The 18863-nt window shown below is 70.5% G+C and carries 15 protein-coding genes; 9 read left to right on the forward strand and 6 right to left on the reverse strand.

Annotated features, from left to right (window positions below; all coding sequences use genetic code 11):
* Positions 1-5: 5 nt before the first annotated feature.
* The 4 genes from HRL51_RS01555 to HRL51_RS01570 form a co-directional block, all read right to left on the reverse strand.
* Positions 6-938, reverse strand: coding sequence for a carbohydrate ABC transporter permease (locus tag HRL51_RS01555; protein ID WP_172192173.1), 933 nt, complete (start codon positions 936-938; stop codon positions 6-8).
* Positions 939-1032: 94 nt separating this feature from the next.
* Positions 1033-2397, reverse strand: coding sequence for an ABC transporter substrate-binding protein (locus HRL51_RS01560; protein WP_216666191.1), 1365 nt, complete (start codon positions 2395-2397; stop codon positions 1033-1035).
* 107 nt (positions 2398-2504) lie between these two features.
* Positions 2505-4709 carry a 1,3-beta-galactosyl-N-acetylhexosamine phosphorylase gene (gene gnpA, locus HRL51_RS01565; RefSeq protein WP_172192175.1) on the reverse strand — a complete coding sequence of 735 codons (2205 nt, stop codon included), beginning with the start codon at positions 4707-4709 and terminating at the stop codon, positions 2505-2507.
* 259 nt (positions 4710-4968) lie between these two features.
* A complete protein-coding gene (locus HRL51_RS01570) occupies positions 4969-6267 on the reverse strand; it encodes an ROK family transcriptional regulator (RefSeq protein ID WP_244960204.1) in 1299 nt (432 codons plus the stop codon).
* 236 nt (positions 6268-6503) lie between these two features.
* On the opposite strand from HRL51_RS01570, the gene argF reads away from it, so the two are divergent.
* From argF to HRL51_RS11640, 4 genes are all read left to right on the forward strand, one after another.
* Positions 6504-7550: an ornithine carbamoyltransferase gene (gene argF / locus HRL51_RS01575; protein WP_172119945.1), complete on the forward strand. Its 1047-nt coding sequence runs from the start codon at positions 6504-6506 to the stop codon at positions 7548-7550.
* Between the two features lie 61 nt (positions 7551-7611).
* Complete coding sequence (locus tag HRL51_RS01580; RefSeq protein ID WP_172119856.1) at positions 7612-8727, forward strand: o-succinylbenzoate synthase; 1116 nt, start codon at positions 7612-7614, stop codon at positions 8725-8727.
* Positions 8724-10562: a 2-succinyl-5-enolpyruvyl-6-hydroxy-3-cyclohexene-1-carboxylic-acid synthase gene (gene menD / locus HRL51_RS01585; protein WP_172119855.1), complete on the forward strand. Its 1839-nt coding sequence runs from the start codon at positions 8724-8726 to the stop codon at positions 10560-10562. The genes HRL51_RS01580 and menD overlap by 4 nt, the downstream gene beginning before the upstream one ends.
* 104 nt (positions 10563-10666) lie before the next feature.
* Complete coding sequence (locus HRL51_RS11640; protein WP_235954087.1) at positions 10667-12439, forward strand: S1C family serine protease; 1773 nt, start codon at positions 10667-10669, stop codon at positions 12437-12439.
* A 62-nt stretch (positions 12440-12501) separates the two neighbouring features.
* On the opposite strand, the gene HRL51_RS01595 is transcribed toward HRL51_RS11640, so the two are convergent.
* Together HRL51_RS01595 and HRL51_RS01600 are read right to left on the reverse strand one after the other, a co-directional pair.
* The gene (locus HRL51_RS01595) at positions 12502-13944 is read right to left on the reverse strand and encodes an isochorismate synthase (protein WP_328705066.1); all 1443 of its coding nucleotides are present in this window, start codon (positions 13942-13944) and stop codon (positions 12502-12504) included.
* Between the two features lie 4 nt (positions 13945-13948).
* Positions 13949-14659 carry a demethylmenaquinone methyltransferase gene (locus HRL51_RS01600; protein WP_172119854.1) on the reverse strand — a complete coding sequence of 237 codons (711 nt, stop codon included), beginning with the start codon at positions 14657-14659 and terminating at the stop codon, positions 13949-13951.
* 288 nt (positions 14660-14947) lie between these two features.
* Here HRL51_RS01600 and ndhC point away from each other — a divergent pair, with 288 nt between their 5' ends.
* From ndhC to nuoE, 5 genes are all read left to right on the forward strand, one after another.
* Entirely contained in the window at positions 14948-15307 is a 360-nt protein-coding gene (gene ndhC / locus HRL51_RS01605; RefSeq protein WP_006548973.1) for an NADH-quinone oxidoreductase subunit A, read from the forward strand.
* Between the two features lie 81 nt (positions 15308-15388).
* Positions 15389-15982, forward strand: a complete 594-nt coding sequence (locus tag HRL51_RS01610; RefSeq protein WP_172119942.1) for an NADH-quinone oxidoreductase subunit B — start codon at positions 15389-15391, stop codon at positions 15980-15982.
* Complete coding sequence (locus HRL51_RS01615; RefSeq protein ID WP_172119853.1) at positions 15979-16746, forward strand: NADH-quinone oxidoreductase subunit C; 768 nt, start codon at positions 15979-15981, stop codon at positions 16744-16746. Before HRL51_RS01610 ends, HRL51_RS01615 begins: the two co-directional genes overlap by 4 nt.
* Positions 16746-18140, forward strand: coding sequence for an NADH-quinone oxidoreductase subunit D (locus HRL51_RS01620; RefSeq protein WP_172119852.1), 1395 nt, complete (start codon positions 16746-16748; stop codon positions 18138-18140). The genes HRL51_RS01615 and HRL51_RS01620 overlap by 1 nt, the downstream gene beginning before the upstream one ends.
* Positions 18140-18862 carry an NADH-quinone oxidoreductase subunit NuoE gene (nuoE, locus tag HRL51_RS01625; RefSeq protein ID WP_172119851.1) on the forward strand — a complete coding sequence of 241 codons (723 nt, stop codon included), beginning with the start codon at positions 18140-18142 and terminating at the stop codon, positions 18860-18862. The genes HRL51_RS01620 and nuoE overlap by 1 nt, the downstream gene beginning before the upstream one ends.
* Position 18863: the final 1 nt, after the last annotated feature.

Genomic DNA, 18863 nt, shown 5'->3' on the forward strand with positions numbered 1-18863 from the left:
TGTCCTCACTTGTCTCCCAGTCGGGTCTGGACCAGGGCGTAGACGGCGGCAAGGAGGCCGGCGATCACGGCCATGACGATGGAGATGGCCGAGGCCATGTGGGGGTCACCGGGTGAGGTCATCATCGTGTTGTACGCCATCATCATCGGCGTGTAGCTCTTACCCATCCAGCTCTGGGAACTGGCCATGATGGTGGGCTCATTGAACAGCTGGATGGTGCCGATGATGGACAGCAGCACAGTCAGCAGGGCCGCGCCCGAGAGCATGGGGACCTTGACGCGTGTCGCGATCTGGAACCCGCTGGCGCCGTCCAGTCGCGCGGCCTCGTACAGGTCGGTGGGGATGGCCTGGAGCGCCGCGAGGAAGACCAGCATGTTGTAGCCCGTGAAGGTCCAGGTGGTGATGTTGGCCATCGAGCCCAGGATGACGTGGTGGCCGAAGAAGTTGATACCGGTAAGGTCGGACAGCGGCCCCAGCTCAGGGGAGTAGATGTAGAGCCAGACCATCGCCGCGATGACGCCGGGAATCGCATAGGGCAGGAAGTAGCCCAGCCGGAAGACCGTGACGCGCTTGACCAGGTAGGAGTCCAGGAGCAGCGCCAGCACGAGCGCCGAGATAATCATGACCGGGATCTGGAAGGCGGCGTAGAGCAGGACCCGTTCCATGCCTGACCAGAAGGTCCCGGAGGTGATCACGGCCTGGAAGTTGGCCAGCCCTACGAAGGAGGTCACCCGCTCCCCGCCGCCGTACAGGCCCCCGGCCGCCTTGGTCGTGAAGAAGGCCTGGTAGAGGGAGACGAGGATCGGCACCGCGAAGGTGATCGCGAACAGGACGGTGAAGGGGGCGGAGAACACCCAGCCGTAGACGTTGGCGCGGCGTCGTCTCGCCTTGATCGCGCGCACGTTGGCGGCCTGTGGCGCGGGAGCTGGCGTACTCATCAGGGTCCTTCTGCTCGTGTCGGGTGTCAGGTGCTGTCAGCGGTGTGGTGGAGGGTGGGGCCGGGGAACAGGCCCCGGCCCCACCCTCACAGGCTCACTCCGCCACGGAGACGCCAGCCTCCTTGAGGCTGGACAGAGAGGTCTCCTGGGCCGCGGCGAAGACGTCAGCGACCTTGGCCTCGCCCGTGGTGACCTTGCCGCCGGTCTCGTTCATGGCGGCCGTGACGCTCGGCCAGGTCGGGCAGTAGGCGAAGTCGGGGTTCATCGTCGCGTTGGCCTCGGCGAGGAACCCGTAGACGTCCTGTCCGCCCCACAGCTTCTTGAGCGAGTCGGGGGTGACTGGTGCCTCGGTGTTGGCCGCCACGACCAGGCCCTGGGAGACGAGCCCGGGGACCTGGCGGTTGAACCAGTCGGCGAACTTCAGGGCCGCCGCCTTGTTCTTCGAGCCCTTGATGACGCAGACGGCGGAGCCGCCGTCAGCACCGGTGGCGTTCTTGCTCACGCCGTCGAAGGTGGGCAGGTGGGTCACCTGCCAGCTGGTCTCCTCCACGCCGAGGTCCCCGAGCATGAAGCCGGGCTCCCAGCCTGCGGCCACGGTGCCGATCAGGGTGCCGTCCTTGAGGGCGGTGGCGAAGGCGTCGCCCCAGCGGCCGTCGGAGGGGACGAAGATGAGCTCCTCGTCCAGCAGCTCCTGGTAGACCGTGGCGACCTTGGCGGACTCGGCGGACTCGCAGTCCACGCCCCAGGCGTCACCCTTGACGGGGTACCAGGTGGCGCCGGCGGCAGCGGCCTGGCCGGACATGAGGTAGCCGGTCTCGTCGCCCTGCCAGGAGGCGATGTACTTGCCAGCCGCCTTGGCGGTCTTGGCGGACTCCTTGAGCTCCGCCCAGGTCTTGGGGGCCGTGATACCGAGGGCGTCGAAGGCGGCCTTGTCGTAGACGTAGACGAGCGGGCCGGTGTCCTGGGGCAGGCCCACGACGACGTCGCCCAGCTTGCACTGGCCCATGGGGCCGGAGGCGTAGTTCTTCTCGTAGCCGCCCTCGGCGAGCTCGGCGGAGACGTCCTCCAGGTCGCCGGCCAGGTACTCCGCGGCGATCTCGCCGTAGCCGACCTGAGCCAGGTCCGGGGCCTCGCCTGACTTCACGGCCTGGGCGATCTTGGTGTAGGACTCCGGGGCCGCGCCGTCGAACTTGGTGGCCTTGACCTGGATGTCAGGGTTCTCCTTGTTCCACATGGCGATGATGTCGTCGACCTTGGTCATACCGTCCTTGTCGGGCAGACGGTGCCAGTAGGTGATGGTCACGGCGCCGGAGGAGTCCTCCGAGCTGTCCGTGGAGGCGGACGAGCTCTTCGAGCCCGAGTCCGAGTCCTTGCCGCAGGCGGCCAGGGTGAGCACGGCTGCGGTGGCCGTGGCACCGACCAGGACCTGGCGACGGGAGGCGAGCATGGTCTTCTTCATGGGATGTTCCTTCTCGGTGTGTTCCCGGCAGCGTTGCCGGAGCTTGTAGGGTGCTGGGAGACAGACGGGCGCAGCGCCCGCGTGGTGAGGCTGGTCGTGGTGGGGCTTCAGGCTTCGTCGCCCGTCAGCCACTGCTGACCTCCTGCCTCTAGGACAATGGTACGAGGGCCGTCGGGCGCAGGGACGGTAGCTGTCACACGCTCCATGGAGCTGTTGACGGCCAGGACCTGGCCGCCCGGGTAGATGGCGACCTCCACGCGTGGGTCGGAGGCGATCCACTGCTCGAGCTCTGACTCTGCTCCTGCTGCCCAGAAGACCGCGCGGTGCAGCAGCCGGGAGTTGTCGGTGCTGTAGGGCAGGCCGGTGGCGTAGACGGTGCGGCCGGCGCCGAAGGTGCTCGCGGCCAGCCGGACCTGGCCGTCGGCTGCGTCAAGGACCTGGGTACGGTGCCCGGTGACGACGACGTCGGGAGTTCCCTCGCCGTCGTCGAAGCCGGTGGTCAGGTCCGCGGTGATGAAGTGCTCCCGCTCGACCTGCAGGGGCCGGTTGGTGCTCAGGCCCCAGCCGATCTCGCGGTCCACGCCCAGGGCGTCAGCCAGCTGGAAGGTGACGCCGTCGCGTGGGTGCTCGGAGGGCGCGCCCACCCCGATGAGGCCGCCGCCGCGGGCGATGAAGCTGTTGACAGCCTCGACCAGGGCCGGGTCGTCCCACTCGCGGCCTCCGGAGAAGGCCGTGCCCGCGCCTCCGGCGTTGATGAGGACACCGACGTCGCTGGGTACCCCGGCACGCAGGTCGTCGAAGGACAGGAAGGTGACGTCCAGCGGCAGCCCGGACAGCGCCTCCAGGACGCCGATGTAGGAATAGGTCTGGCGGTACCACAGGGCGTGGGCCACCATGTGGGTCATCCACGAGCGCAGACGGCCCCACGAACTGATGACGGCGACCTTGAAGGGTGCGGCGAGGGGGCGCTGGCCACCGCTGCGGGTGTGGATCGAGCGGAACTCGGCGATGATCTCCTCCACCCGGTCGATGAAGTCAGGGTGCTCCACCGCCAGGGAGAGGTATCCGCCGTAGCCGATCCGGTCCAGCGGGGAGCGCACGATCGCACGCCGGGCCTGGAGCCAGGACTCGTTGGCCTCAGCCACAGGGTCCCCGCCGGGGTGGAAGACGTCGGGGAAGAAGTAGGGCAGGAAGCGGCCCTCGGTGTAGCGCACGTGCGGGATGTCGGCGATCATGCGGCAGGTGGCGCCCGATCCCACTGACCCTACGACGGCGTCGAGGCCGGTGTCACCGAAGTGCTCCCCGTAGGGCTCGGTGCCGATCCAGTTGTCCCCCAGGAACATCATCGCCTCCTTGCCGGCGGCGTGGACGGCGTCGGTCAGCTCGCGCACGCGGGAGGTGACGAAGCGGTGCTGGAAGCTGATCCAGTCCCGGAAGGCGCGAGAGGGCACGCGGAAGGGGGAGTTGTAGTAGCCGGCGTCAACGAAGTCCTCGGGCGTGAGCTGATAGTCGTACTCGGCCTCAAAGGCCTCCAGCGCTGGCACGGACACCGAGGCGGAGTACCCGAACCAGTCCACGAAGCGTTCCTTGGCGTCAGGGCCGTAGACGAGGGTGAAGTGGTAGAAGAACGTGGTGAAGCGGACGACGTCGACCTCGGGGTGGTCCTGGAGCCAGCTGTCCAGGTGCTCGCGCACGTGGGCCCAGGTGGCCTCATGGCGTACGTCGAAGGGCTTCTCCTTCACCCGGGTAGGGTCTGACTCCCAGCCGTTGGTGAGGTAGTTGTACATCTGGGTGGGGTCCCAGGTCTGGGTCGCCAGGTAGCTGAGCGTGTAGGCGTGGCCGGGGACGGGGGAGAGGACCGTGACCGTGTGGCCGTCCTCCTCCAGGCGCCAGGCCGAGGCCGGCAGGGGCTCGCCCAGGGTCCGGTCATAGGCCTGCCACCAGCGGCTCGTGTCGCAGGTGGTGTCGGGGGCGACCTGCTCGGCGAACCAGGAGGCGGTCAGGTCGATGGCGAGAGGGGTGTCATCGGCGGCGACCACGCGGTCGGAGGACAGGAAGATCCGGGTGGCCTCGTCGGGGTGGGCGTCCGCCCACGCGTTGTCCCCGCGCCCGACGAAGTAGGTCGAGTAGACCTTGGCGGCCAGCTCGTGCACGAGCTCGGGCAGCTCGGTCCCGTCCGAGTTACGCACGGCGTCCGCGCCCAGGCGCGTCATGAGGGCGCGCACGGCGTCGTCCATGCCGGTCTGCACGGGGAGAGTGAGGCGACCTGTACCGGTTGCGGCGTCGTCGCGTCCATGGGCCTGAGGCTCCATCAGCACTCCTTCGGGCTGAATATTTCGGGTTACGAACAAACTACAGCATGATCGTCGTTCGCGCTAGGTGTACGGGGGAGGAAAGTTGAGAGCGCGTACGGCCGTCGCTTCTGCGTCGTCGTGTCCGCCCGTCTCCACGGCCGCTTTCCCACCTCGTCTCGGCCGCTCCGGCACACGCGCTCCCGGTCGCGGGTGGCGGGAGGGACGGACGGGACGGAGGCCTGACGACCAGGGTCGTGCAAGGGGCAGGGACGGTCCCTCAGACCTTGCCGCCCAGGACCGTGGGGTCGGCCAGCACAGGCTCCAGGGCGACCAGGGCGGCCCCCAGGGAGGGTGCCCAGGGGCCCAGGGCGGAGGAGACCAGCTGGACCCCTGGCCGCTCGTCCAGGCGCCGGGAGTCCAGCGCGCTCGCGGTCGGTGCGAGCAGGACGTCGCCAAAGGCCGTCAGCCAGCCGGACAGGACGATGACCTGTGGGTTGAGGACGTCGACGAGGATCGCCAGTCCGCGTTCCAGGTCCTGCTGGACCTGGGCCAGGCGGGCGATCAAGCGGGTATCGCCGTCGTCAAAGCGTTGGCGCAGCACGACGATACGCTGCGCCCGGGACAGGGACTCATCGTGCACGGGGTCGTCGCCGGGGTAGACGGAGGTGATGGTGTCCAGCCCGATGAGCGTCTCCCAGCAGCCGCGGCGCCCGCAGCGGCAGACCTGGCCGCCAGGCTCCACCGGCATGTGCCCCACCTCCCCGGTCGAGCCGTACCACCCGCGCAGGAGGTGCCCGTCGGCGATGATGCCGGCGCCGATCCCCTCGCCGCCGGACAGGCAGAGCAGGTGGAGGATGCCCTGGCTGGCGTAGGGACCGTAGGCCGCCAGGGCGGCGAGCTTCGCGTCGTTCTCCATGGTCAGCCCCGGCATCGCCACCTCACTCGGCAGGTGGTGGGTCAGGTCCTGGCGTACCTGCTCCAGCAGGGGGACGTCGTGCCATCCCAGGGAGGAGGAGAAGCGCACCGTTCCCGTGGCGTAGTCCAGCGCGCCGGTCTGGGCGATGACGACCTCCAGCACGCTGGTGCCCTGGGCGTGCAGCCGCTCCAGCTGCGCGGCCACCAGGGCCGCCAGCTGGTCGGTGACGGAAGTGAAGGAGCGGAGGGGATCGGCGATGAGGTGAGACTCCTGCCCTGTCACCTGCCCCGACAGGTCCACCACCGTCAGCAGCAGCGAGTCGATGCCGATCTCCACCCCGATGCCGGCTACCGCCCGCCTGCTCACGCGCAGGGCGGTGCTGGGCCGTCCCACGCCTCCCGACAGGTCCGGGGCGTCCTCACTGACCAGCCCGCGGGCGCACAGCTCGGCCACGAGGGTAGAGACCGTGGCCTTGGACAGCCCGGTCTCGCGCACGAGCTCGGTGCGTGAGCGCGGCGGCCCGTCATGGAGGCGGCGCAGCAGGAGGGACATGTTGGACACACGCACGTCCGCGTGCGCCTTGGGGCCGGCACCTCCAGGTCCGGTGGGCAGCCCGGGCGTACGTGCTCCATTGACCGGGATCCATCCGACCGCTGACACGGGACGGGCTCCTTCCTGCGGGTACGGCTACGGACCGGGAGCCCGCTGACTGTGCTGAGGCACCGGTGCCTGCCAGTGAGCCTCGGCTCGACGACGTGGACACCCTAGCCTGTGCCGGGGGCCAGATGAGCCATACTGGGGGCACACACGGTGCCCGGCACGTGCTGCCGGGGCGCCAGCAGCTGGCGGCGCCCCGGGGCGCCGCTGACCCGTGACTGAGAGGGCCGTCCGTGACCATGAACCCCGCAAGCCCCGTCCTCCTCCTCCCGGAGCCGGCCCCTGAGGTCCTGGCTGGCCTCCGGGGCAGGTCCTTCCTACGTGAGCGTGACTTCACCCCGCAGGAGTGGATGGCCTTCATCGAGCTGGCGTCCCGTCTCAAGGCGGACAAGAAGGCCGGGCGTGAGACTCAGCACCTGCGCGGGCGCAACATCGCCCTCATCTTCGAGAAGACCTCCACCCGCACCCGCTGCTCCTTCGAGGTGGCTGCGGCCGACCAGGGTGCCTCAACCACCTACCTCGACCCCTCTGGCTCCCAGATGGGCCACAAGGAGTCCGTGGCGGACACCGCCCGGGTGCTGGGGCGCATGTTTGACGGCATCGAGTACCGCGGTGACGAGCAGTCCAAGGTGGTCCAGCTGGCCGAGCTGTCCGGTGTGCCGGTGTGGAACGGGCTGACGGACGACTGGCACCCCACCCAGATGCTGTGCGACTCCCTGACCATGATCGAGCACGCGGGCAAGCCGTCCGGGGAGATCTCCTACGCCTACGTCGGTGACGCCCGCTTCAACATGGGCCGCTCCCTGCTGGTCAACGGTGCGATGATCGGGGCGGACGTGCGCGTCGTGGCTCCCCGGGCCCTGTGGCCGGACGAGGAGTGCGTCTCCCAGGCGCGCGCGGTGGCTGAGCGCACCGGTGCCCGGATGACGCTGACCGAGTCAGTGGCCGAGGGGGTGGCCGGGGTCGACTTCGTCCACACCGACATCTGGGTGTCCATGGGTGAGCCCAAGGAGGTGTGGGACGAGCGCGTCGCCGTGCTGCGCCCCTACCAGGTCAACGCCGCCCTCATGGAGGCTGCCGGTCCCCAGGCTCGCTTCATGCACTGCCTGCCCGCCTACCACAACCGCCAGACAGCTATCGGTGAGGAGATCTACCAGGCCACGGGCATGGACGGGCTGGAGGTGACCGAGGAGGTCTTCGAGTCCGACAGGTCGATCGTCTTTGACCAGGCGGAGAACCGGATGCACACCATCAAGGCCGTCATGGTGGCCACCCTGGGGGACTGAGCCGGCGGTCCCGCCCCCTTCTCCCGGCGTCGTCATGGGGCCTACGACTATCCTGGCGGCCATGACGAGTCAGACCTTCCTCAGTGCTGACGAGCCTGTCCGTGCTGCCGGCGAGCTCGACCTGGACCAGCTGCGCCGTGCCGACCCCACGGGCCTGCTCGCGGAGGTGGACCGCGTCGTGGTGTGGGACCTGCCGATGCGCACGTCCTTCAGGGGTATCGTGCGCCGCGACGGCGTCGCCCTGCACGGGCCCGCTGGCTGGGGGGAGGTCGCGCCCTTCTGGAGCTACGACGCCGCCGCCAGCGCCCCGTGGCTGGCCAGCGCCCTGGAGCAGGCCGTCCAAGGCGTCTCGGACCTGCCGACCCACCGCACCACGGTCCCGGTCAACGTCACCGTCCCGCTGCTGCCCGCCGAGCAGGCCTACACCCTGGTCTCCTCCTCTGCGGCCACGACCGCCAAGGTCAAGGTCTCGGGTACCTCTGACGACGTGGCTGGTGACCTGGAGCGCCTGGCCGCGGTACGTGCCGCGCTGGGGCCCGAGGGCGCCGTCCGCGTGGACGTCAACGCCGCCTGGGACCTGGAGACCGCCCGTGCGACGCTGCCGGTGATGAACAAGGCCGCTGGAGGCCTGCAGTACGCCGAGCAGCCCTGTGCTGACGTGGAGGACCTGGCCAGGCTGCGCAGGGCCGTCAGCGTCCCGATCGCCGCGGACGAGTCCGTGCGTCTGTCTGCCGACCCGCTGGCGGTGGCCAGGCAGGAGGCCGCTGACGTCGTCGTGCTCAAGGTGGCCCCGCTGGGCGGGGTGCGCCGGGCCCTGGCGCTGGCGCAGCGCCTGGGGCTGCCCGCCGTCGTCTCCTCAGCCCTGGACACCTCGATCGGTATCGCGGCAGGCCTCAGGCTGGCCGCGGCCCTGCCCGGCCTGGCAGGAGCCTGCGGACTGGGCACCGTGAGCCTGTTCGAGGCTGACCTCGCCGTCCCCTCGCTGGTACCGCGCGGCGGTGAGCTGGAGGTGCGTCCCGCTCACGTCTCCCAGACCATGCTCACGGCCCAGACGGCTGACCACGAGCTCGCCGCGAGGTGGCAGACCCGGCTGGTCCACATGCTCGGGGCGCTCGCGGCGCGCCGGGAGCAGGAGGCCAGCGAGCCCGGTGCGGCCGTGGCGGGACTGACCCTGTGAGCACGACGCAGCCACCTCGGGCAGCGGGCGAGGACGGGACGGGAACGACGCTGCCGCCCTCGCTCCACGCCGCGCTCCAGGTGGTGCTCAGCCTGGTCCGGCTGGGAGTGCGCGACGTCGTCCTGGCTCCGGGCTCGCGCAGCGCCCCCTTCGTCCCGGTCCTGGCAGCCGCCGAGGAGGCGGGGCTGGTACGTGTGCGCGTCGTCGTCGACGAGCGCAGCGCGGGCTTTGTGGCGCTGGGTATCGCCCGCGCGGCCCTGGTGGACGACTGGCGCCGCCCGGCCGCCGTCATCACGACCTCGGGCACGGCCGTGGCCAACCTGCACCCGGCCGTGGCCGAGGCTGACGCTGCCGGTGTCCCCCTGCTCGTCATCTCGGCCGACCGCCCGCACGAGCTGGTCGGTACGGGCGCGAACCAGACCACCGAGCAGACCGGTGTCTTTGGCCGTGCGGTGCGTGCCGTCGTCGACCTGCCGGCCGACCTCAGCGCGGACCTGGGGCCGGACCGCGCGGCGGCGGCGACCGGTGGGCAGGTGCGCCGCGCCGTCGAGGCGGCGCGAGGGTGGCTCACCAACGACCCAGGCCCTGCCCAGGTCAACATCCGCTTCCGCCCTCCGCTGTCCCTGCCCGCTGACGACGACGGCGAGGCTGCCGCCTTCCTGCAGGAGGCCCTTGCTGCGGCGGCGGGACAGGGCGCCGGCCGCTGGGGCGGGACGAGCACGGACCACCCCCTGCAGGCCGGCGGCTACCAGCCTCGTCCGGCGCGAAGGTCGCACGGAGGTGGAGGACCTACGGAGCGCGGCATCGTGGTGGCGGGTGACAGCGTCGACGGCGTAGGCCCGGCCGCGCGTGAGCTCGCCGAGCACCTGGGATGGCCCCTCCTGGCGGAGCCGACCTCCGGGGCACGCGGGGGAGCGATGGCCCTGACGCGCTACGCCGAGCTGCTGGCGAGCGAGGAAGGGATCCGGCTCGCGGCCCAGGCCGAGCACGTCGTCGTCCTGGGGCACCCCAGCCTCAGCCGCCCGGTCAGCGCCCTGCTGGCCCGGCAGGACGTGCCTGTCGACGTCGTCACCTCCACGGCGCGCTGGACGGACGTGGCTGGTAGCGCCGCGTGGGTCAGCCCCACCCAGGCCGGTACCGGTCCCCTGTGCACCGGGGGAGCGCAAGGTCTGGCCCGTGGGCTGGGGCTGCGTCCTGCCACGAGGAGGTGGGCTGAGCAGTGGCGCCAGGCGGTAGCGGACCTGCCAGCGCTGGAGCCCGAGGACGGGCTGGGCGCGGGCTCGGTCGCGCTGGCTGTGTGGGAGTCCTGCCTGCCGCGGACGGGTGCGGGGGCCGGCGGTGGGCAGACGGTGCCCCGCCTCGTCGTGGGCTCGTCGATGTCGATCCGTCTGCTGGACCGCCTGGCACCTCCTGCTACCGGACGCGCGCCGCGGGCTGTCGCCAACCGTGGGCTGGCAGGGATCGACGGCACGTTGGCGACGGCCACCGGCGTGTGGCACGCCTGGCGTGAGCCGGTGCGCGCGCTGGTGGGGGACCTGACCTTCCTGCACGACGCCATGAGCCTGGGGAGAGGGCTGCACGAGGAGGAGCCTGACCTGCAGGTGGTGGTCGTGGACACCCGGGGCGGGGCGATCTTCTCCACGCTGGAGTACCCGGCGGTGACGCCGCCTGAGCAGATGGACCGCTTCTTCTCCACCCCTCAGGCTGAGCAGGTTCCCGGGCTCGCGCGTGCCCTGGGGGCGCGGGTCGAGGAGGTCGGCACCGTGGTGCGGCTGCAGGAGGTCCTGAGACAGCCTGTGCAGGGTGTGAGCGTGGTGCACGTCCGCACGGCCTGACCGTCGTGTTCACAGAAAACTTCCAGAAGAGCATCGGACACATTCCAGAAGGCGGGTGTTGGCTGAAGTCGTTTGCTGGAAGGGCCTAGGCCTAAGGAGGACACATGAGCACGAACGACGTCACCGGTGCGGGCCAGGCTCGGCCTGAGGACTCTCACTCCGGGGGCGTGCAGCCCTCCGACTCCTCTCCCTCTCCGCAGCCGACCCCGGCCCCTGGTGCTGTGAGCGCCTCGGAGCCGCCGGTGCCGGGTCCTGCTGCCACGGCCGGTACCCAGCAGCCTCAGGGGGTGGGCCCCTACACCTCGGTGCCCTCCGCTCCGGCGGGCTACTCCTTCACGCGCCAGACCTCCGGCGCGAGCCCGTGGGGAGGCGGCGTGGCGGAAGGAGCCTCCGGGTCCTGGCAGGCGGCGACCGGAGCCCCGCAGTACACCTACCCCAGCGTCGGCACGCCCGAGCCCGCCCCTGTCCAGGCCGGCGCGGCGGCGGGTACGGCGGCTACCGCGACCTTCCAGACCGGATCCCTGGCCTCGGCGGGATCGGCACCGGCCGGCGAGGGCTACGGCGCCAGCCCGGTGCCGGCAGCCGGCTACGCCCAGACGACGGCCGACAGCGTCTACGCCACGGCCGCCTACGGCGGTGGCGCCGGTGGCGGGCAGGACGTGCCCGGTTACGGCGGGCCGGCAGGCGAGGACCGCTCGCGCCGCCGGGGGCCGGGCTGGCCAGGCGTCATCGCCGCGACCCTGGCTGCTGCGCTCCTCGCCTCGGGCGGCACCGCAGCGATGATGCACGCGTGGGACGGCCCGTCGGGCTCACGCACGGCCTCGGCTCCGACGTCGGTGGCGACAGGGGCGACGACGAAGACGGTCTCCTCCAACGGCACGGCCCCGGACTGGGAGGCGGTGACCAACGCGGTAGCGAACTCGGTGGTCTCGATCACCGTCAAGACCTCTGCGGGTACGGCGGTGGGCTCCGGCGTCGTCTACGACTCCTCCGGCCACGTGCTGACCAACAACCATGTGGTGGCCGGCGCCTCGCAGATCCAGGTGACCCTGGCTGACGGCCGGATCTACGCCGCCGAGCTGGCGGGCACGGACCCTGCCACCGACCTCGCCGTCATCACGCTCTCCGGGGCCCCCAGCGACCTGACCGTCGCCCAGTTCAGCGACTCCGACCAGGTCGTCACCGGCCAGGACGTCATGGTGATCGGTAACCCGCTGGGCCTGTCCTCGACCGCGACCACCGGCATCGTCTCCGCCGTCAACCGTCCGGTGGTCACGACCCAGGAGGAGACTGACGACTCCACCCAGTCCGAGGGCTCTACGGGGCTGCCTGAGGGCCTGGAGCAGCTTCTCCGCCCCCAGACCCGGGTCACCTCCCAGACCTATACCAACGCCATCCAGGTCGACGCGGCCGTCAACCCGGGCAACTCTGGTGGACCGCTCTTCGACGAGACCGGCAAGGTGATCGGGATCACCAGCTCGATCGCCCAGGTCAGTGAGACCTCCGGCTCGATCGGCCTCGGCTTCGCCATTCCCGGAAACCTGGCGACCAAGGTGGCCAACCAGATCATTGAGTCAGGTAAGGCCACTCACGCCTACCTCGGGGTCTCCATCGGCGACGGCGCCGCTCGGGCCGGTGACGTCACGCGTGCGGGTGCGCAGGTCGGCTCGGTCGAGTCCGGCTCCCCGGCGGACAAGGCGGGGCTGAAGCAGGGGGACGTCATCACGGCGATCGACGGCAAGGCCACGAGCCAGGCCGCGGCCCTGACCGGCTTCGTACGCCAGTACTCGGCTGGTGACACCGTCACCCTGACCATCGTGCGCTCCGGGCAGGAGCAGCAGGTCGAGGCCACCCTGGCCGAGCGTGAGGACTCCTGACCCGCTCGCACCCGGTTTCGGCAGTGCCCCGCCGCGAGGACGGCGGGGCACTGCCGTGCGAGCTAGCGGGAGGTGGCTGGCGCGTCCAGGGCCCGGAGCATCGGACGCATCTTGGCCTCGGTCTCGGCCAGCTCGTCCAAGGGGTCGGAGTCGGGCATGATGCCCCCGCCTCCGAACACCCGTACGGGGTCCTCGGGGCCGGCCGCGGCGGCACTCATCTGGCCTGAGCGCAGCGCGATGCACCACTCGCCCTCGCCGTGCCAGTCGACCCAGCCCACCGGTCCGGCGTAGCGGCCGCGGTCCATCGGCTCCTCGGTCTCGATGACGTCGACCGCCTGAGGGGTCGGGGTGCCGCCGACCGCTGCCGTGGGGTGCAGCGCGCCCACGAGCGAGAGCGCGCCGGTGTCCCCGGCGACCACCCCGGTGATGTCGGAGGCCAGGTGCAGGACGTTGGGCAGCGTCAGGACGTGACGCGGTGGGGCCTGGACCACGGAGCACAACGGCTCCAGCGCCTGGAGCGCGGAGCTGCGAGCCAGCGCGTGCTCACGGTTGTTCTTGTCCGAGCCCTCCAGCCACGCCGCCAGGCGGGCGGCCTCACGCTCACGCTCGCCCGGCGCGCCGGCACGGCGCCGTGCCGTGCCGGCTAGCACCCGGGAGGCCAGACGTCGTCCGGACAGACGGACCAGCAGCTCGGGGCTGGCCCCCACCATGCCGTCGACCGCGAAGGTCCAGCACGAGGGGTAGGACCGGGCCAGCCGTGCCAGCAGCTCGGGGGCTCCCAGCGTCTGGCGGGGGCGGACGAGCAGGTCACGGGCGATGACGACCTTGTCCACCTCGCCTGCGCGCATTCGCTCCTGCACCCGTGACAGGCAGCCGAGGTAGGTGCTGCGGTCGTGGCTGCCGGGGCTGACGACGGCGCTGCCCGGCTGAGCAGCCGTGGTCTCCTGACCGGCTGCTGCGGCGTGCAGCTCCTCGATCACCTCGGCCGGCCGGGGATGAGCATCTCCCTCGGCCACGGCGGTCGTCAGCCAGGCCCCGTCGTCGTCGACGCCGATGAGGACGCGGGGGACGAGGAGGACAGAGTCCTGCCGGGAGCTGGCGGCGAAGGTGATCGTCCCCAGGGCCACTGGCCCGGTGCCGGGACGTACCAGGGGGTCGGACCACCACGAGGCGTAGACGACCTGCCGCCAGGCCGCGCGCAGGGCCTCGATGCGCTCGGTCCCGCGGGCGTGAAGCTCCAGCGCGCGTCCCAGCCCCACCATCCCCCGGCCGTAGCGGACCCAGGAGGTGACCTGCGTCTGGCCGGCGGCCAGACGCAGCAGCGCGTCAGGGGCGGCGGGGGACGAGGTGGCCGCTGCCTCGCTGCTCCCCTCCGTCACCGCGGTAGCGACGAGGCCCAGGCGGTCGGCCTGGTCTGTGGTCAGGGCCGTGGTGCGCACGCTCAGGCGCGGGGTGACGGCACGGCCGTCGAGGAGCGCGGCGGCGTCCAGACGGATCGGGGGCACGGGCTCAGGCCTTGGCGCGTGCAGCGGGGCGAGTGGCGCGGTGGACGGCGACGATGCCGCCAGACAGGTTCTTGTACCCCACGTCGGACCAGCCGGCCTCCTGGATGAGACCGGCCAGGGTGTGCTGGTCGGGCCAGGCCAGGATCGACTCCCCGAGGTAGCTGTAGGCCTCGGTGTTGGATGAGACCAGACGGCCGGCCGCCGGTAGGGCCGTGCCCAGGTAGAAGCGGTAGAGGTCCCGGAAGGGCTCCCGCACGGGGGTGGAGAACTCAGCGACCACCAACCGGCCGCCGGGACGGGTCACGCGCGCCATCTCGCGCAGGGCGAGGGTGGTGTCCTGGACGTTGCGCAGGCCGTAGGAGATGGTGACGACGTCGAAGGAGGCGTCGGCGAAGGGCAGGGCCATGGCGTCGCCGGCGACGAAGGTGATATGCGGGTGACGACGCTTGCCCTCGGCCACCATGCCGGTGGAGAAGTCGCAGGCCACGACCTCGGCCCCGGCGCTCGCGTACTCGGCTGAGGAGGTGCCTGTGCCGGCGGCCAGGTCCAGGACCCTGGTGCCGGGCCGGGCGTCGACGGCGGCACGGGTGACTGCTCTCCACATCCGTACCTGCCACAGGCTCATGACGTCATTCGTCAGGTCATAGCGGCGCGCGACAGCGTCGAACATGCCGGCGACCTCGCGGGGCTCCTTGGACAGGGTGGCTCTGCTCATGGCCCCATCATGGCAGCAGGTGGGCCACGTCCTGCTCCGCGGCAGGTCGGGGAGAGTGAGAGCCAGGAGACACTGAGATATTTCGTGATGAAAACTGTGCCTAAATAGGGGGTCGGCGTCTGGGGAGGGAGCCGGGGTGGGGGACCGGTGGCCGGCGTCATCGCGCCAAAAGGCCGCCAGGCTCCGAGACTGGTGCGAAGTGGCTGACGGCCTGAGTAGAGTCGGGCGAGGTCCGCTCTGTCCTGAGCGGTCGTCAACCGGCTCCTCACAAGGGATGGTGCCCGAAGCATGAACCCCTTCGTCTCGCTCCTCATCATGGCGGCGGTCGCGCTCGTCGTGGCTGTCGGCGGTCTCGCGCTGTCGGCCATCGTGAGCCCGAACCGGAAGAACAAGGTCAAGACCGCCAACTACGAGTGCGGGATCGACCCCACCCCCTCCAACACGGAGTCCGGGCGCTTCCCCATCGCCTTCTACCTGGTTGGCATGACCTTCATCATCTTCGACGTCGAGGTCGTCTTCCTCTACCCCTGGGCCACGGCCTTCCACCAGCTCGGCTTCTTCGGCCTGAGCGCGGCCCTGGTCTTCATCGCCCTCATCACCGTGCCCTACGTCCTGGAGTGGCGTCGCGGCGGGCTGGACTGGGACTGACCTCGGTCCGGGACCCCACCAGCACGAGCAAAGGCAGAAAGCAGCATGGACAAGACTGAGTACAAGGCCTACCGGGAGAAGATGCTGACCATCCCCTCCAAGCGAGGGGACCTGCGGCTGCAGGCGGAGGAGTCTGTCGAGGGACCTGGGTTCCTGCTCACCAGCGTCGAGAGGCTCGGCGCCCTGGCCCAGGCCCGTTCGCTGTGGCCGGTCACGATGGGCCTGGCCTGCTGCGCCATCGAGATGATGGCGACGGCCGCCCCGCGCTTCGACCTCTCGCGCTTCGGCTGGGAGGTCTTCCGCGCCTCGCCGCGTCACGCTGACGTCATGCTCGTCTCGGGACGCGTCTCGCACAAGATGGCTCCGATCGTGCGCAACGTCTACGACGCCATGCCCGAGCCCAAGTGGGTCATCTCCATGGGGGCGTGCGCCTCCTCGGGCGGTATCTTCAACAACTACGCGATCGTTCAGGGCTGCGACCACATCGTCCCGGTGGACATCTACCTGCCTGGATGCCCGCCGCGCCCGGAGATGCTCATCAACGCCATGCTGGAGCTCACCCGCCAGATCGAGCGCCGGCCTGTCTTCAAGCACCGTGAGGAGATCGCGCGCGCCGTGGAGGCCGCCGCCCTCAAGGCCACCCCGATCCACGAGATGAAGGGCCAGCTCGCATGACCGACACCACCCTCCCCGACTCCGGCGCCGAGGTCGAGGCCGCGGCTGCGGCTGCGGCCGTGCCCGAGGTGGCAGGCCAGGCCGTGCGCCCCGAGCTGCGCCTGGAGGTCGTCTCGACCCACTCCGGCCACTTCGGCGCCCCCGACGCCGGGGACACTACCGGCTACGGCGGCACCCAGCAGGTCGTGACGCTGGCTCCGGCCGCCACACGTCCCTACGGCGGCTGGTTCGACGAGGTCGTCGACATCCTCGTCGAGGACCTTGAGACCGCGGGAGTCGCACCGGCCGAGGCGATTGAGAAGGTCGTCGTCGAGCACGGCCAGCTCACCTTGTTCATCGCCCGTGAGCACCTGCTCGACGTCGCGCGCCCCCTGCGTGACGACCAGGACCTGCGCTTCGAGCTGTGCCTGGGCGTGACGGGAGTCCACTACCCCGGCGACGCCGGCCGCGAGCTGCACGCCTGCTTCGAGCTGGTGTCCCTGACCCACGGCGGGCGACAGGTCCGTCTGGAGGTCACCTGCCCCGACTCCGACCCGCACGTCCCCTCGCTCGTCGACCTCTACCCCGGCGACGACTGGCACGAGCGCGAGACCTGGGACCTGATGGGCATCGTCTTCGACGGGCACCCGCATCTGACTCGCTCGGCCATGCCCGATGACTGGGTAGGACACCCCCAGCGCAAGGACTACCCGCTCGGCGGCATCCCCGTCGAGTACAAGGGCGCCACCACCCCGCCCGCTGACACCCGGAGGTCGTACCGCTGATGACTACCGCGAACAGCACCACGTTCCGGGCTGCCGGCCCGGCCACCGACGCGCTGGCCGCCGGCGCCCCCCAGTGGACCGCCGAGGGCGGGGACTGGGACGAGATCGCCGAGCAGATCGCCGCACGGGATGAGGCGGACCGCCTTGAGCACGACCGCGTCGTGGTCAACATGGGTCCGGTCCACCCCTCGACCCACGGCGTGCTCCGGCTGGTCCTGGAGACCGACGGTGAGAAGGTCACCGAGGTCCGCGTCGGCACTGGCTACCTGCACACGGGTATCGAGAAGAACATGGAGTACCGCACCTGGACCCAGGGCGAGACCTTCGTGACCCGTATGGACTACGTCGCGCCCTTCTTCCAGGAGGTCGGCTACGCGCTGGCCGTGGAGGAGCTTCTCGGTGTCACTGACGACGTGCCGGAGAAGGCCACGGTCATGCGTGTGATCCTCATGGAGCTCAACCGCATCTCCTCCCACGTCATCGCCATCGGTACCGGTGGTAACGAGCTGGGCGGCACGACGCTGCTGACCATCGCCTTCAGGGCGCGTGAGAACATCCTGCGCGCCTTCGAGATGGTCTCGGGCCTGCGCATGAATCACGCCTATATCCGTCCCGGTGGCCTGGCCCAGGACGTGCCGGAGGGATTCAGCGAGTTCGTGCGCTCGGTCATGCCGGACATCAAGAACGACGTCCAGGAGCTGCAGGCTCTGCTCCTGGCCAACCCGCTGCTGAAGTCGCGCTTCATCGGCACCGGCGAGATCAGCCTGGCGGCAGGCCTGGCGCTGGGCCTGACCGGTCCGTGCATCCGCGCGGCCGGCTACCCGCTGGACATGCGCAAGATCAAGCCCTACTGCGGCTACGAGACCTATGACTTTGACGTCCCGGTCTACGACCGCTCGGACTGCTACAACCGTCAGCTGGTCCGCTTCGACGAGTGCTTCCAGTCCCTGAAGATCATCTCCCAGGCCCTGGACCGCCTCGACGAGATCTCCGCCCGTGGTGAGGACCCCTCCAACACGACCATGGTCGCTGACCCCACCATCGCCTGGCCCGCCCGCATGGCGATCGCCACCGACGGTCAGGGGCAGTCCCTGGAGCACGTGCGCGAGATCATGGGCACCTCGATGGAGTCCCTCATCCACCACTTCAAGCTGGTGACCCAGGGCTTCCGCGTCCCGGCCGGTCAGGTCTACACCACGGTCGAGCACGCCAAGGGCGTCCTGGGCGTCCACGCCGTCTCCGACGGCGGCACCCGCCCCTACCGGGTCCACTTCCGTGACCCCTCCTACTCCAACCTGCAGTCCCTGGCCATGATGGGCGAGGGCGGCATGATCGCCGACCTCGTGCCCTCGCTGGCCTCGATCGACCCCGTCCTGGGAGGCGTGGACCGCTGATGACAACCCAGCAGATTCCCGGCACCGCTCCTGAGGGACGGGCCTGCGACGGCGGCTACTCGCCTGAGACCGAGGCTCGTCTTCGTGCCGACATCGAGCAGATCAAGACCCGCTACCCCGCCGGCCACGAGCGCAGCGCCCTCATCCCCATGCTGCACCTGGTCCAGAGCGAGGACGGCTACGTCGCGCCCCGCGGCATCGCCTTGTGCGCCGAGGCCCTGGGCCTGACCCTGGCCGAGGTCTCCGCCGTGGCGACCTTCTACAGCCAGTTCCGTCGGCACCCCGCCGGTGAGTACCACGTGGGCGTGTGCACCAACGCCCTGTGCGCCGTCATGGGCGGCGACGAGATCTGGCAGGCCGTGGCCGAGCACACCGGACTGGGCAACGACGAGACCAGCCAGGACGGGCGTGTCAGCCTCGAGCGCATCGAGTGCAACGCCGCCTGTGACTACGCCCCCGTCGTCATGGTCAACTGGGAGTTCTTCGACAACCAGACCCCGGCCTCCGCCGTCGACATGATCCAGCGCCTGGAGCGCGGTGAGGACGTGGCCCCCACCCGCGGGCCCGAGACGCTGCCGACCTTCCGTGAGAACGAGCGCGTGCTCGCGGGCTTCGAGGACGGCCGCGCCGACGAGGGCGTGGGTGCCGGCGAGGCCAGCCTGCTCGGGCTCCGGCTCGCGCGCGCCAACGGTTGGACCGCCCCGAAGGAGGAGAGCAAGTGAG

The organism is Actinomyces faecalis (genome assembly GCF_013184985.2).
Classification (GTDB): Bacteria; Actinomycetota; Actinomycetes; order Actinomycetales; family Actinomycetaceae; genus Actinomyces; species Actinomyces faecalis.

What these genes read in the sequence shown, in the direction of transcription:
- HRL51_RS01555 (WP_172192173.1), bottom strand. Translation starts at nt 938, where the DNA reads ATGAGTACGCCAGCTCCCGCGCCACAGGCCGCCAACGTGCGCGCGATC.
- HRL51_RS01560 (WP_216666191.1), bottom strand. Translation starts at nt 2,397, where the DNA reads ATGAAGAAGACCATGCTCGCCTCCCGTCGCCAGGTCCTGGTCGGTGCC.
- gnpA (WP_172192175.1), bottom strand. Translation starts at nt 4,709, where the DNA reads ATGGAGCCTCAGGCCCATGGACGCGACGACGCCGCAACCGGTACAGGT.
- argF (WP_172119945.1), top strand. Translation starts at nt 6,504, where the DNA reads ATGAACCCCGCAAGCCCCGTCCTCCTCCTCCCGGAGCCGGCCCCTGAG.
- HRL51_RS01580 (WP_172119856.1), top strand. Translation starts at nt 7,612, where the DNA reads ATGACGAGTCAGACCTTCCTCAGTGCTGACGAGCCTGTCCGTGCTGCC.
- HRL51_RS11640 (WP_235954087.1), top strand. Translation starts at nt 10,667, where the DNA reads ATGAGCACGAACGACGTCACCGGTGCGGGCCAGGCTCGGCCTGAGGAC.
- HRL51_RS01600 (WP_172119854.1), bottom strand. Translation starts at nt 14,659, where the DNA reads ATGAGCAGAGCCACCCTGTCCAAGGAGCCCCGCGAGGTCGCCGGCATG.
- ndhC (WP_006548973.1), top strand. Translation starts at nt 14,948, where the DNA reads ATGAACCCCTTCGTCTCGCTCCTCATCATGGCGGCGGTCGCGCTCGTC.
- HRL51_RS01610 (WP_172119942.1), top strand. Translation starts at nt 15,389, where the DNA reads ATGCTGACCATCCCCTCCAAGCGAGGGGACCTGCGGCTGCAGGCGGAG.
- HRL51_RS01615 (WP_172119853.1), top strand. Translation starts at nt 15,979, where the DNA reads ATGACCGACACCACCCTCCCCGACTCCGGCGCCGAGGTCGAGGCCGCG.
- HRL51_RS01620 (WP_172119852.1), top strand. Translation starts at nt 16,746, where the DNA reads ATGACTACCGCGAACAGCACCACGTTCCGGGCTGCCGGCCCGGCCACC.
- nuoE (WP_172119851.1), top strand. Translation starts at nt 18,140, where the DNA reads ATGACAACCCAGCAGATTCCCGGCACCGCTCCTGAGGGACGGGCCTGC.